We start from the raw sequence: 13,764 nt of genomic DNA on the forward strand, positions 1-13,764 counted from the left end.
GCGCCGCACGCAGCGACAGGAGGACACCATGAAGATCGTCGTGATCGGCGGTACGGGGCTCATCGGCTCGAAGCTCGTCACCGTGCTGCGGGACCGCGGCCACGAGGCCGTCCCTGCCTCGCCCAACTCGGGCGTCAACACCCTCACCGGGGAGGGCGTCGCGGAGGTGGTCGAGGGCGCGGACGTCGTGGTCGACGTCTCGAACTCGCCCTCGTTCGAGGACCAGGCGGTCCTCGACTTCTTCCGCACCTCGACGGGCAACCTCCTGGCGGCCGAGGAGAAGGCCGGTGTCGGCCACCACGTGGCGCTGTCCGTCGTGGGGACGCGGGGCCTGACCGAGAGCGGGTACTTCCGCGCGAAGATCGCGCAGGAGGAGCTCATCGCGAGCTCGCCGGTGCCGTACTCGATCGTCCACGCGACGCAGTTCTTCGAGTTCCTCAAGTCCATCACGGACGGTGCGACGCAGGACGGCGTCGTGCACCTCGCGCCGGTCCGGTTCCAGCCGATCGCGGCGGCCGACGTGGCCGTCGCGGTGGCGGACGTCGCCACGGGAGCGCCCGTGCGCGGCGTCGTCGAGGTCGCCGGGCCGCAGGAGTTCCGGCTCGACGAGCTCGTGCGGACCACGCTCGCGTCGCTCGACGACCCGCGCGAGGTCGTCGCCGACCCGGACGCGCGGTACTTCGGCGCACCGCTCTCCGAGTCCTCGCTGGTCCCGGGCGACGGCGCGGTGGTCGGGGCGACCCGGCTCGCGGACTGGCGGCAGCAGCAGGCCGCCGCGGCGCGGTAGCCACCGCGCCGTCCCGCCGCGGCCCGACCAGTTGATCACCCCGCGCTGAGCAGGCGGTCCTGGTGCGTCCCCCGATGAGGTCGCGCCAGGACCGCCTGCTCGGCATCGAGACGGTTCCCAGCCCTGCCAGGGCATGAAGAGGTGAGCATGGACACGGAAGCGCTCGGCCCGACGGTGCGTCGGCTCCGGCTCGCCGCGGACCTGACGCTGGAGCGGCTCTCCGAGCTCTCGGGCGTCAGCGACCGGGCCCTCAGCGACATCGAGCGGGGCGCGGCCCGGGGACCCCAGCACCGCACGATGCTGGCCGTCGTCGACGCGCTCGGCCTCGACGAGCGCGACCGGGCGGCGGTCCTGCGCGCCGCGCGCGAGGGACGCCGCCGGGCACGGCCGGAGCCCGGGTGGCGCCTCCCGCTGCCGCGCGGGACGGCCGACTTCACCGGCCGCGCGGCGGAGCTCGACCGCGTGACGCGCGCGCTGCGGGCCGTCCCGGACGCACCGCCGCCCGTCGTGGTCGTCACCGGTCCACCCGGGTACGGCAAGACGAGCCTCGCCGTGCGCGCCGCGCAGCGGCTCCAGGCCGAGTTCGACGACCAGCTCTTCCTCGAGCTCGCGGGCACGAGCCCCGACACCGTCAGCCCGGGGACCGTGGTCGCGCGGCTGGTCCAGGCGCTCGTCGGGACGGGGCCCCGGGGCAGCGACGACCCGTCCCGGCTGCGGGCGCTCCTCGCGGGCCGGCGCGTCCTCGTCGTGCTCGACGACGCGCACGACGAGGCGCAGGTGCGGGCCGCGCTCCCGACGGCGGGCCCCGCGGCGGTCCTCGTCACCAGCCGACGGCACCTCGAAGGTCTCGAGGACGTCGTGCGCGTCGACCTCGAGCGCCTGCCCTCCGGTGACTCGCGTGCCCTGCTCGCGCGGATCGTCCCCGAGCAGCAGGCGTCCGAGGCAGACCTCGCACGCCTCGCCGCGCTGTGCGACGACGTCCCGCTCGCGCTCCGTATCGCCGCCAACCGGCTCGCGAGCCGGGCGACCTGGACCGTGGACGCGCTCGCCTCGCGCCTCGCGGTCGCGGACCGCCGCCTCGACGCCCTGGCCGCCGGCGACCTCTCGGTGCGCGCCGCGATCGACCTCTCGTTCGACCAGCTCGGGCCGGCCGCGCAGCGGCTGTTCCGCCGCCTCGCGCTCGCCGACGGCCGGGACGTCGGCGCCGGGTTGGCCGCGACCCTCGCGCAGGGGCCGGTCTGGACGACCGAGGAGCTGCTCGACGAGCTGGTGTCCCTCAGCCTCGTCCGCCCGGCCGAGCACGACCGTTACGCGATGCACGACCTCCTGCGCCTCTACGCGCAGCGCGCGCTCGCGGAGGCCGAGCCGGCCGAGGTCCGCGCGGACGTCCGCGGCCGGGCCGACGCCTGGCTGCTGCGCACCACCGTGCGTGCCGGGCGCTGGTTCGAGCCCGACGTGCTGGGGGAGGGGTCCGCGGACCTCGCGGACGTCGTCGGGCTGCGCTCGGTCGAGGAGGCTCGGACGTGGCTCACCGACGAGGCGGCGAGCTGGCTCGCCGCGTTCACCCGGGCCGCGCGGGACGGGGACCACGGGTCCGTCGTCGAGGTCGCGGAGGCGCTGCACTGGTTCTCTGACCTGTGGCCCTACTGGGGCCACTGGCACGAGGTCTACGGGGCCTCGGCCGCCGCCGCCGCTGCGCTGGGGGACGACGGCCTCCTGTCGACCCACCTCGGCTACCTCGCGTGGGCCCTGGTCCACTGCCAGGGGGACGTGGTGGCCGGTGCCGCGGCGGCCGACAGAGGGCTCGCCGCGGCCGAGCGGGTGGGCGACCCGGGGTTGCGCGCGTGGGCCGCCTACTACGTCGGCTGGTGCGAGAGCGCAGCCGGTGACCACGCACGGAGCGTCGAGACGTCGGAGCAGGCGATCGCGCTCTTCCGCCGGGCCGACGACCGCGAGGGGCTCCCGCAGGCGCTGTTCCAGCGCTCCCAGGGCCTGGCCGCGCTGGGACGGGGGGAGGAGGCGATCGCGCACCTGCGTGACGTCGTCGCGCTCGTGCGCGACCCCCGCACGGCGCCGCGCGGGCAGGTCGCCGAGTTCACGGCGCTGCACGCGCTCGGCACGATCGCGCGCATCAGCCTGGACCGGCAGGACTGGGCGACCACGCGGAGCGTCGCGGACGAGGCGATCACCGGGTTCCTCGCGCAGGACGCCCGGCCGTCGGCAGCGCACATGCACGTGTTCCGCGCGCACGCCCGGCGCGCGGAGGACGACCACGCGGGCGCGCGCGCCGACCTGGCGCGCGCCGTCGAGCTCTTCGAGGGGTCGGGCGACGTCGAGGGCCTCGCGGCCGCCCAGGCCGCGGGCGCCCTGGTGACCGTCGGGGACGACGCCGGCCCCCGTCGCCGGGACGACGGGGGCCGGACGGGTCGACGCGTCAGGAGACGGCGGCGACCGCGTCGATGATCGTGGCCGCGACCTCCGCGGGGTGCGAGACCGACAGCGCGTGGGACGCGCCCGCGACCGCGGTGGTCCCGCGCGCACCCGCGCGCTCGGCCATGAAGCGCTCGAGCTCGGCGGGGATGTTCTTGTCCTCCTCGCCGAACACGAACCACGACGGGACCTGCCGCCAGGCGGCCTCCGCCCCGGGCAGGCCCTCGGTGAGCGCCAGCTCGGTGACGGGACGCTGCTCGGCCGCCATGACGACGGCGCGCTCGACGGGCACGTCGTGCGCGAACTGCGTCGGGAACGCGTCGCCGCGGATGCGCAGCTCGTTCCCGCCGCTCGTCAGCGGGTACCCGATCAGTGTCTCGCCGAGCGTGCTGCCGGGGAACTTGCCCGACAGCTGCAGCGCGGACTCGCCGGCGTCGGGCGCGAACGCCGCGACGTAGACGAGGGCCTTGACGGCGTCGTTGCCCGCGGCGGCACCGGTGACGACGATGCCGCCGTACGAGTGTCCGACGAGGACGACGGGTCGACCGATCGCCGCGATCACGTCGCGGACGTACTCGGCGTCGCCCGTGACGGAGCGCAGCGGGTTGGCGAGGGCGACGACGTCGACCGACTGCGCGAGGAGGCGCTCGACGACGCCGTCCCAGCTGTCGGAGCCGGCGAACGCGCCGTGGACCAGGAGGACGATGGGCTTCGTGGTGGACATGGTTCTTCCTTCTCTCGGTACTGCTCGGATGTTCGGGTGCTCGGCGCGGGCGTGCCCGCCGCGGGCTCGGCTCGGGGCCGGTCAGGAGGTGCCGAGCGCGGTGCGCAGCACGTGGACCGCCTGCTCGACCGCGGCCGTGGTGGCACGGGACGGACGCAGCGGGTTGAGCATCATGAAGTCGTGGATCGTGCCGTTGTAGCGCAGGCTCGTCGTGGGCACACCGGCCTGGAGCAGCCGCCGCGCGTACGCCTCGCCCTCGTCGCGCAGGACGTCGTTCTCGTCGACGACGACGAACGCGGGCGGGAGCCCGGCGAGGTCGTCGAGAGACGCGCGCAGCGGCGACGCGGTGATCTCGGACCGGCGGTCGACGTCGGGCAGGTAGCTGTCCCAGAACCACGCCATGGCCCGCGCCGTGAGGTGCGGTCCGTCCTTGAACTCGCGATAGCTCGCCGTGTCCTGCGCGGCGTCCGTCACGGGGTAGTACAGCGACTGGTGGACGAACGTCACGTCGCCCCGCTGCTTGGCGAGCAGCGTGAGGGCGGCCGTGAGGTTGCCGCCCACCGAGTCGCCCGCGACGGCGAGGCGTGAGGCGTCGAGCCCGAGGGTGGCGCCGTCGGTCGTGATCCAGCGCGCCGCCGCGTACCCCTGCTCGAGCGCGACGGGGTAGCGCGCCTCGGGGGAGCGGTCGTACTCGACGAACGCGACCGCCGCGCGGGCGCCGACCGCGAGCTCGCGCACGAGGCGGTCGTGCGTGCCGGCGTCGCCCAGCACCCAGCCGCCGCCGTGCATGTAGAGCACGACGGGCAGCGACCCGGTCGTGCCGCGTGGCGTCACCACGCGGACGCGGACCGAGCCGTCGCCCGCGGGGACGGTCACCCAGGTCTCCTCGACCTGGGCCATCTCGATGAGCTGCGCCTGCAGGTCGTCGAGGACCTTGCGGGCGCGCTCCGGGCCGAGCTCGTCGACGAACGGCGGTGCCGCGACGGCGTCGGCGAACGCCTGCGCCTCCGGTTCCAGGACGGGTTCGCTCATGGTCTTCTCTCCTTCGGTGCGATGGATCCCCTGCCCCTCCAGCCTGCGAACCCGCGGACCCGGGCACCACGAAGAACGCACGCAGGACTCGCGTTCCGCGCACGTGTGTCACAGGCCGGGCGTGCGCCCGGTCGGACGGGTGCAGCAGGACGACGCGCGTCGGACGGGTCCGGTCGAGTCGTGAGGTAAGAGCGGGAGCACCGGGTTTCAGGCGGCCCTTCGCGGGTACGCGCCAAGCAGATCGCGGCTGGTCCCACCCGCCGCCGGACCCGTGCGCGACGGTGCGCCCTGCCCTGTCACAGATCACGGCCCTGTCCGGTCGGGTGGGGGAAGGGCGTCCGGCCGAGCGGCCGGGGGCGACGGCGACACGAGAGCGGGCGAGGATGGCGGACGTGGACGGGCAGGCGGCGGACCTGACGGTGGCGGAGCAGCAGTTCAGCGCGGCGCGTCGCAGGCTGTTCGGGATCGCGTACCGGATCCTCGGCAGCGCGGCCGAGGCCGACGACGTGCTCCAGGACGCGTGGGTGCGCTGGCAGACGTACGACCGCTCGACCGTGCGCAACCCGGACGCGTTCCTCACGACGACGGTGACGCGGCTCGCGATCAACGTCGCCCAGTCCGCGCGCGTGCGCCGCGAGACGTACATCGGGCCGTGGCTGCCCGAGCCCGTGGACACGAGCGCCGACCCGACGCTCGGCGCCGAGCGGGGCGAGGCGCTCGAGGTCGCGCTGCTCATGCTCCTCGAGAAGCTCACGCCGACCGAGCGCGCGGCGTACGTGCTGCGCGAGGCGTTCGACTACCCGTACGAGCAGATCGCGGAGATCATCGGCCACTCGCAGGCCAGCGTGCGCCAGCTCGTGAGCCGGGCGCGCCGTCATCTCGGCGAGGAGCGCCGCGCGCCGGTCGCCCCGGAGGCGCAGCGCCGCCTGCTCACCGCGTTCGTGGCCGCCGCGAAGGCGGGCGACGTCGCGCTCCTGGAACAGCTGTTCGCCGAGGACGTGATCTCCTACTCCGACGGTGGCGGGGCGGTCCGCGCGTCGAAGTTCCCGGTCGTCGGGCGTCCGCGCGTCGCGAAGTACCACCACGCGTTCGCGTCGCGCTTCTGGGTGGGGGTCGACGTCGAGCCCGCGGACATCAACGGCCACCCGGCCGTGCGGCTCTCGCACGACGGGCAGCTCTTCGCCGTGCTCACGGTCCGGGCCACGGTCGACGGCATCGATCGCGTGCTGTGGATGATGAATCCGCAGAAGCTCGCGGCGCTCCCCGCGTAGGCGCGGCATGCGTCAGAGGAACGGCCGGGCACGGGCCCGGCGCGACCGGGACCGGGCGGCGCACGCGCGCGTCGTCGCGGCGCTCCGCCGCGCGGCGGGGGCGGGCGACCGGGACGCCGTGCGCGCCCTGGTCGAGCCTGCCGCGACCCTGTGGGTCGACGCCGCGGGGAGCGCCGCCGCGACCCCCGGGGTCGTCGAGGGCGCCGACGAGACGGCACGGGCGCTGAGCCGGATCCTGCACCCCGGCCCGGGCGTCGAGGTGGTGGTGTGCTCGGTGAACGGCCTGGACGGCCTCGTGGTGCGCCACGACGGCGTCGTGACGGGTGTCGTGAGCGTGGCGGTGCGCTCGGAGCGGGTCTCGGAGGCCTGGGTCGTGCTCAGCCCGCCCAAGCTCGAACGGTGGAACCGCGACTGACGTGCCCGGGATGGGCGGCGGACGGGCCGACCGGCGCGGCGACGCGGTCGGCACGGCCGTGATGGCCGCGGTCGTGCGGGACGCGCCCGACCTGGCCTGAGCGGGCGCTACGCCGTCGGGGGCCGGTCGTCGGCCCGACCGCCCACGAGGGTGCGCACCCGTTCCCACCGGGCCTGGTACCGCGCCCCGAACCGTTCCTGCGCCCGGGCCAGCCGGTGCGGTCGGCGCGCGTACCGACGTCGGGCCCAGGGCGACGAGGGCTTGGCGAGGCGCACCGCGCCGACGAACGCGACGACCGGGACGACGATCCCGACGAGGCCGGTCGCGAGCTTGCCCTTGAGCACGCAGAGGAACGCCAGCGCGAGATGGACGACGACCGTCACGGTGTACGCGAGCCAGCCGCCCTGCGCGTCCTCGGACGTGATTCCGATCGGCGACGCGGACAGGAGCAGCGCGCCCCCGAGCGCGCCGCCCACGAGGATCGCGTCGATCGAGCGCTGCCCCTCCTCGGACCAGTAGACGTCGTCGACGTACAGCCACAGCGCGAACTCGTCGAGCGCGAGCGCGGCCCCCGCGCCGAACAGGAGCGCGAGCACCTCCGACCACGGGTGCCCGGGGGAGTACCGGAACTGGAGCATGCCGGTGAGCAGCACGAGCAGGATGCCCCAGACCTGGTGGTGCACGTGCACGCCGCCGAGGGACACGTCGCCGAGGAGGGCGCGGCGGGGCCGACGGTCGGGGTCGGGGGTGGACGTCCGTGCGGCCTCACGGCGCGCGCGGATGCGGCGCGTGATCGACCGCACGACGACGAAGGTGACGACGAACCCGACGAGCGCGAACAGGGCCGGCGCGCGCCCGGTGTCGACGACGTGCGTGGTGTACCAGTCCACGGGTGCACCTCCCGGCGCGTCACGGCCACGGTGCGGTCCGTGCCCACCCCGGGCGCGGGAACCATGCCCTCGGCCCATCGTCGCCGGTCCGGGGGCGCCCCCGCGAGCGGACGCCCCCGGACCGGGTCAACGACCGGGGACCGCCACGCGGTGGAGGGCGCCGTCCGCGTCGAGCCGGAGCGCGACGTCGACCCCGAGCCGGGCGAGGAAGCCGTCGTCGTGACTGACGACGAGCAGGGCGCCCGCGTACCCCGACAGGGCCTCCACGAGCCGGTCGACGCTGCGCACGTCGAGGTTGTTCGTCGGCTCGTCGAGCACGAGGAGCTGGGCGGGCGGCTCGGCGAGCAGGAGCCGCGCGAGCGAGACGCGGAACCGCTCGCCGCCCGACAGGGTGGACACCGGGCGATCCACGCTCGACCCGCGCAGCAGGAGGCGCGCGAGCTGGTTGCGGATCGTGCCCGGGGCGGCGTCCGGCGCCCCGTCGCGCACGTTCTCGAGCGCGCTCCGGGCGTCGTCGAGCCCGTCGAGGCGCTGGGGCAGGTACCCGACGCGGTCGGTGAGCAGCACGCCGCCAGCCCGCCCGGGCTCCGGAGCGCGTCCGGCGAGCAGGTTCTCCAGGAGCGTCGTCTTGCCGGACCCGTTCGCGCCGACGAGCGCGACGCGCTCCGGCCCCTGCACGACGACGGTTCCGTTCGTCCCGTGCAGCTCGGCGAGGCGACGACCGCGCGGCACGTCCGGGTCGGGGAGCACGAGGTGCACGTGCTCGTCGTCCCGCACGCGGGCCGCCGCGGCGTCGAGCGCGTCCTGCGCGGCCTGGACCTTCGCGTCCAGGCCCTGGCGCATCGAGCCGGCGGACACCTGCGCGGCGGACGCGCGCAGCCCCATGGAGATGCGCGACCCGGTGCGGTTCGCCTGGGCGGTGCGCGCCGTCCGCTCGCGGCGCGCGAGCTTGGTCTCGGCCTCGACGCGCTGGCGCTTCTCGGCGCGGAGCGTCTGCTCGGCGGTCCGCGCGGCCTGCGCCGCGGCGGCCTGGTCCGCGTCGAGCTGGTCGCGCCACGCGCTGTACGGGCCGCCGAACGTCGTGAGGCGCCCGGCGTGCAGCTCCGCGGTCTCGTCCATGTGCTCGAGCAGGTCGAGGTCGTGGCTCACGACGACGAGCGTCCCGGGCCAGCCGTCGACGAGCGCCGCGAGCCGCGCCCGGGTACCGCGGTCGAGGTTGTTGGTCGGCTCGTCGAGCAGCGTGATGGCGCTGCGCCGCACGCGCAGCCCGCTGATCGCGACGAGCATCGCCTCCCCGCCGGACAGCTCGCCCACGCGCCGGTCGAGGCCGACGCCGTCGAGCCCGATCTCGGCGAGCGCCTGCGCGGCGCGCGCCTCGACGTCCCAGTCGTCGCCGACGGCGTCGAAGTGGCGCTCGTCCACGTCCCCGGACTCGATGGCGCGCAGCGCTTCGAGCGTGCCGTCGATGCCGAGGAGGCGCGCGACGCTCGCGTCCCGGCCGAGGGTCAGGGTCTGGGGCAGGTAGGCGACGTCGCCGGTGGTCGTGACGCGCCCGGACGTCGGGGTGAGCAGGCCGGCGACGAGGCGCAGCAGGGTGGACTTGCCGGCGCCGTTGTCGCCGACGAGGCCCGTGCGTCCGGCGCCGAACGTGCCGGTGAGGTGCGAGAGCGCGACGGTGCCGTCGGGCCACTCGAAGGTGAGGTCGGTCAGGGTCACCGCGGAGCGGTGCGGGGTGGACATGAGGTGCTCCTCGAGCCCGCGGTGGGGCGGGCGGGTCGTGCCGGGGACGGACAGGGCGGCGCGGGAGCGGTGCGGCGGATCCAGGCACGACGAGGCCACGGCAGGTGCCGGGAGGGCTCGCCCACGGGGACTCCGTCAAGGAGCCGGGGCGGGAGGGTGCGCTGGGACGGGCCGCCGACGGCTCGGCGGCTAGAGTCTGTCGACCTCGATGAGCACCTACCGATGCTATCAGCGCCTCCCGTCAGCGAGGCGCCGACGAGCTCCCGAGCGCGTGCACGAGCCCGGCCACCAGGGCCGCGGCCGCCGCGCTCGGGTGCGGCCGGGTCACGAGCCCGAGGGACCACGCCTCGGGCGCGTCGAGCGGGACCGCGACCGCGCCGTCGGCGGGCTCGTACATGTCGGCCGGCACGACGGCGACCCCGAACCCTGCGGCCACGAACGCGGGCAGGTCCCCGACGTCCGCGACCTCCGTGTCGGCGCGCGGCGCGACGCCCGCGTGCGCGAACGCGCGCTCGGCGACCACGCGGTTGCCGAACCCGCGCGGCGTCGTCACGACGCGCTCGTCGGCCAGGTCGCCGGGCGCGACCGACGCCGCCCCCGCGCGCGCGTGCCCGGCGGGCAGGACCGCGACGAACGTCGCGGACGTCAGGCGCGTGTACCGCAGGCCCGGATGGTCCTGCGGGTCCAGCCCCGTGAAGGCGACGTCGACGACCCCCCGACGCACGTCTTCCCCGAGACCGGTCGAGCCGGCAGGGCTGGGCGTCAAGCGCAGCTCGACGCCCGGGTGGCGCTCGCGGAACGCCGCGAGCACGCGTGGCAGGCCGAGGTAGCCGAGGTTGGTGAAGACCCCGAGGCGGACGGTGCCGCGCACGAGGTGCGGGCCGGGCGCGACGGCGGCGCGCGCCTCGTCGACGGCGTCGAGGACCGCGCGGGCCCGGGGGAGCAGCGCCTCGCCCTGCGAGGTGAGCGCGACGGCGCGCTTGGTGCGTTCGAACAGCCGGGCGCCCAGCTCGGTCTCGAGCGCCCGCACCCCCGCGGACACGCTCGACTGCACGGCGAACACGCGGGCCGCCGCGCGCGTGAAGCTCAGCTCCTCGGCCACGGCGACGAAGTACTCGAGCTGGCGCGTCTCCATGGGGCGAGGCTACCCAAGAAATCGGTGAAGGCGATCAGAGGTATCGACACAAGTCGTTGGACACGATCAGCCGACCGGGCGCACGGTGGTGCGCATGACCACCACCTCGACGCGCACCCCGGGCCTCGCCGGAACCGCCCCGCGGGCAGCCCGACGGCGTCCGCTCGTCTCCCACGGCTCCGGGTTCCTCGTCGTGGCGCTCGCGTTCGCCACGGCGATGGCGTTCTCGACCGTCCCGACCCCGCTCTACCCCCTCTACCAGGTGCGCGACGGGCTCCCCACGGTCGCCGTGACCGTCGTCTTCGCCGCCTACGCGGTCGGCGTGGCGGCGAGCCTCTACCTCGTCGGCCACCTCAGCGACCGGTTCGGGCGTCGGCGCGTGCTGCTCCTCGGCCTCGCGGCCGAGCTCGTCGCAGCGCTGCTCTTCCTCGCGCTCGACGGGCTGGGCGGGCTCGTGGTCGCGCGGCTCGTCTCCGGAGCGGGGATCGGCGCCGTCACCGCGACGGCGACGGCGCACCTCGCCGAGCTGCGCGCGGTCGCGCGCCCGGACGGGCCGCGCGACGCGAGCGCGGTCGCCGGCCTGGCGAACATCGGCGGCCTCGCGCTCGGCCCGCTCGTCGGCGGACTCCTGGCCCAGGCCGCACCCGCTCCGCTCACGACGCCGTACGTCGCGTTCGCCGTCCTGCTCGCCGCCGCGGTCCTCGCCGCCGCGCTCGTACCCGAGACGGTCGCGCCGTCGGTCGGCCCGTACGCGTACCGCCCGCAGCGCGTCGCGGTGCCGCGGTCGGGGCGCGGCACGTTCGTCGCCGCGGCGGCGGCCGCGTTCGCCGGCTTCGCCGTGTTCGGGCTCTTCACGTCGCTCACGCCGAGCGTGCTCGCGACGGTCATGCACGAGGACTCGCGACTCGTCGCGGGTCTCGTGTCCGCCGCGGTGTTCGCGTCCGCCGCCCCCGCCCAGCTCGCCTCCGGGCGGCTCGCCCCGGCGCGGCAGGTGGCGCTCGCGGTCGGGCTCACCCTGACCGGGCTCGTCGTCCTCGCCGCGTCGGTCGGGTTCGCGTCGCTGCCCGGCTTCGTCGCCAGCGCGGTCGTCGCGGGGGCGGGCGTCGGCATCCTCTTCCGCGGCGCGCTCGCGACGGCGGGGTCGCTCGCCGGACCGCACCGGCGCGGCGAGGTGCTCGCGGGGATCTTCCTCGTCGCCTACCTCGGGCTCGCCGTCCCGGTGCTCCTCCTGGGCCTCTCGTTGACCGTCGAACCCTTGCGTCTCATGGTCGTCGTCTTCGCGGCGGCGACCGCCGTCCTCGTCGCCCTCGCGGCCCCGGGCCTGGCTCGCCGGTCGTGACACGGTGAGCCGACGAACCCGGGTCTGCCCTTCAGGCGAGGCGCCCGCTGACGAGGAACCCGGGCCCGGCTGCTGGCTAGCGCTTTCCGTCCTCGGTGTGCCAGACTCGGCGACGCCGGTGGGGAACCGGTTTCTCGCACCGACGAAGGAGTTGGGTGATGGCAGGACGGTGGGTGAGGGTCCCGCTGGCCGCGGTGACCGCGGTCGTGATGGCGGTGACGGGGACCGCGCTGACGAGCAGCGCAGCGCCGAACACCGCGGGAGGGGACGGCACGGTCCCGGGCGGCCCCGGCGCGGCGGACCTCGGGCGGCAGGTGCTCGGCGCGAGCGACGGCTGGGGCGCCGCCAACGGCGGCACCACGGGCGGCAGTGCGGCGAGCGCCGAGCACGTGTACGTCGTCGACACCTGGGACGAGCTGCGTGCCGCGCTGGGCGGGGCCGGGGCGCGGACCGACACGACGCCGCGCATCGTGTACGTCGACGGACGCATCGACGCGTTCGCCGGGACGACCTGCGAGGCCATCGCGGCGACCGTCCCGGTCGCGGGGAGCGACGACCCGTTCTCGATGGACGACTACGTCGCGGCCTACGACCCGGCGACGTACGGGTGGGTGGACCCGGCCGGTCCGCTCGAGGACGCGCGGGTGGCCGCCGCCGCGGAGCAGGCGACGCTCACGCTCCAGCACGTCGGGTCGAACGTGACGATCGTCGGCCTGGGCGCGGACGCGCAGCTCGTGGGCGCGAGCCTGCGGATCCGCGACGCGCGCAACGTCATCGTCCGCAACGTCACGTTCTCCGACGCGCGCGACTGCTTCCCCGCGTGGGACCCGGGCGACGGCGACGCCGGCAACTGGAACTCGGCGTACGACAACGTGTCGGTGTGGACCTCGGAGAACGTCTGGGTGGACCACAGCACGTTCGACGACGGCGAGCACCCGCCCTCGTCGCTCCCGACGGTGTTCGGCCGCCCGTACGAGATCCACGACGGGCTGCTCGACATCACGCACGGCTCGGACCACGTGACCGTCTCCTACAACCACTTCTCCGACCACGACAAGACGGCGATCCTCGGCTCGTCGGACAGCCGGACCCAGGACGCGGGCAAGCACAAGGTGACGTACCACCACAACCGGTGGACCGACGTCGGGCAGCGCGCCCCGCGCGTGCGCTTCGGCGACGTGCACGTCTACAACGAGCTCTACGAGCAGACGCGCGAGGGCATCTTCCAGTACTACTGGGGCGCGGGCGTCGACTCGAGCATCTACGCCGAGAACAACGCGTTCGAGCTCGCCCCGGGCGTCGACCCGGCGCGGATCATCGGCCGGTACAAGGGCGAGCGGCTGTTCGAGACGGGCTCGACGGTGAACGGCGTGCCCGTCGACCTCCTCGCGGCCTACAACGCCTCGGTGGCGGAGGCCGACCGGCTCGCCGACGAGGCGCGCTGGACGCCGACCCTGCACGGGAGCGTCGACCCGACGTGGGCCGTGCCCGCGATCGTGCGGTCGTCGGCGGGCGCGGGTCGTCTCGGCCCGGTCGACGCCCCGGCCTACGACCCGCACGCGACGTACGGCGCGGGCGACGTCGTCGTGCACGACGGCGCGGTGTTCCGCGCCCAGTGGTACGCGCGGGGAACGACCCCGGGCGCGGCGTGGGGGCCGTGGGAGGAGCTCGCCACCGACGGTCGCGGTGTGCCGGTCTGGACCCCGACGCGCGTGTTCCGCGCCGGTGACGCGGTCGTGCACGACGGCGCGGTGTGGGTCGCGCAGTGGTGGTCGCGCGGGCAGGAGCCGGGCACCGGCTCGTGGGGGCCGTTCCGCGCGGTCGGCTGAGGCGCGCGGTCGTGACCCGACCACGCGCGGATGACGAGGGGACCGGTCGGCACGGCGCGCTGGGGGCGTCGTGCCGACCGGGTGCCGGGTGCGCTCGGCGTGTCCCTCGACGCCCGGGCGTTGTCCCGGCAGACTCTCGCCGTCAGTCGTCCCTCAAGAATCGACGTCGGGA

The 13,764-nt window shown here is 75.6% G+C and carries 11 protein-coding genes; 6 read left to right on the forward strand and 5 right to left on the reverse strand.

All coding sequences use genetic code 11. The features are described 5' to 3' along the window. Positions 1-28 precede the first annotated feature (28 nt). The gene (locus FIC82_RS11720; protein ID WP_154798667.1) at positions 29-787 is read left to right on the forward strand and encodes an SDR family oxidoreductase; all 759 of its coding nucleotides are present in this window, start codon (positions 29-31) and stop codon (positions 785-787) included. A 147-nt stretch (positions 788-934) separates the two neighbouring features. After that, positions 935-3,250 (forward strand): ATP-binding protein, encoded by a 2,316-nt coding sequence (locus tag FIC82_RS11725; RefSeq protein ID WP_154798668.1) that lies wholly within the window; start codon positions 935-937, stop codon positions 3,248-3,250. On the opposite strand, the gene FIC82_RS11730 is transcribed toward FIC82_RS11725, so the two are convergent. Then, the gene (locus FIC82_RS11730) at positions 3,222-3,941 is read right to left on the reverse strand and encodes an alpha/beta fold hydrolase (RefSeq protein WP_154798669.1); all 720 of its coding nucleotides are present in this window, start codon (positions 3,939-3,941) and stop codon (positions 3,222-3,224) included. The two genes, FIC82_RS11725 and FIC82_RS11730, sit on opposite strands and share 29 nt — an antisense overlap. Positions 3,942-4,022: 81 nt before the next feature. Further along, positions 4,023-4,973 carry an alpha/beta hydrolase gene (locus tag FIC82_RS11735; protein WP_154798670.1) on the reverse strand — a complete coding sequence of 317 codons (951 nt, stop codon included), beginning with the start codon at positions 4,971-4,973 and terminating at the stop codon, positions 4,023-4,025. A gap of 392 nt (positions 4,974-5,365) precedes the next feature. Between FIC82_RS11735 and FIC82_RS11740 the strand changes: the two genes are divergently transcribed. Next, entirely contained in the window at positions 5,366-6,244 is an 879-nt protein-coding gene (locus tag FIC82_RS11740; RefSeq protein WP_253691079.1) for an RNA polymerase sigma-70 factor, read from the forward strand. Positions 6,245-6,251: 7 nt separating this feature from the next. Beyond that, on the forward strand, positions 6,252-6,659 hold the full coding sequence (locus FIC82_RS11745; protein WP_154798672.1) for a sigma-70 family RNA polymerase sigma factor family protein: 408 nt from the start codon (positions 6,252-6,254) through the stop codon (positions 6,657-6,659). A gap of 107 nt (positions 6,660-6,766) precedes the next feature. On the opposite strand, the gene FIC82_RS11750 is transcribed toward FIC82_RS11745, so the two are convergent. The 3 genes from FIC82_RS11750 to FIC82_RS11760 all read right to left on the reverse strand — a co-directional run bounded on the left by FIC82_RS11750 (position 6,767) and on the right by FIC82_RS11760 (position 10,424). Then, positions 6,767-7,549 carry a hypothetical protein gene (locus FIC82_RS11750; RefSeq protein ID WP_168731784.1) on the reverse strand — a complete coding sequence of 261 codons (783 nt, stop codon included), beginning with the start codon at positions 7,547-7,549 and terminating at the stop codon, positions 6,767-6,769. Positions 7,550-7,675: 126 nt separating this feature from the next. After that, entirely contained in the window at positions 7,676-9,289 is a 1,614-nt protein-coding gene (locus tag FIC82_RS11755; protein WP_154798673.1) for an ABC-F family ATP-binding cassette domain-containing protein, read from the reverse strand. Positions 9,290-9,530: 241 nt separating this feature from the next. Beyond that, positions 9,531-10,424: a LysR family transcriptional regulator gene (locus FIC82_RS11760; protein WP_154798674.1), complete on the reverse strand. Its 894-nt coding sequence runs from the start codon at positions 10,422-10,424 to the stop codon at positions 9,531-9,533. Between the two features lie 94 nt (positions 10,425-10,518). On the opposite strand from FIC82_RS11760, the gene FIC82_RS11765 reads away from it, so the two are divergent. Both FIC82_RS11765 and FIC82_RS11770 read left to right on the forward strand, forming a co-directional pair. Beyond that, positions 10,519-11,763, forward strand: coding sequence for an MFS transporter (locus tag FIC82_RS11765; RefSeq protein ID WP_154798675.1), 1,245 nt, complete (start codon positions 10,519-10,521; stop codon positions 11,761-11,763). Between the two features lie 173 nt (positions 11,764-11,936). Beyond that, entirely contained in the window at positions 11,937-13,592 is a 1,656-nt protein-coding gene (locus FIC82_RS11770; RefSeq protein WP_154798676.1) for a pectate lyase family protein, read from the forward strand. The last annotated feature ends 172 nt before the right edge of the window (positions 13,593-13,764 follow it).

Origin of the sequence: Cellulosimicrobium protaetiae, assembly GCF_009708005.2 — a bacterium.
Classification (GTDB): Bacteria; Actinomycetota; Actinomycetes; order Actinomycetales; family Cellulomonadaceae; genus Cellulosimicrobium; species Cellulosimicrobium protaetiae.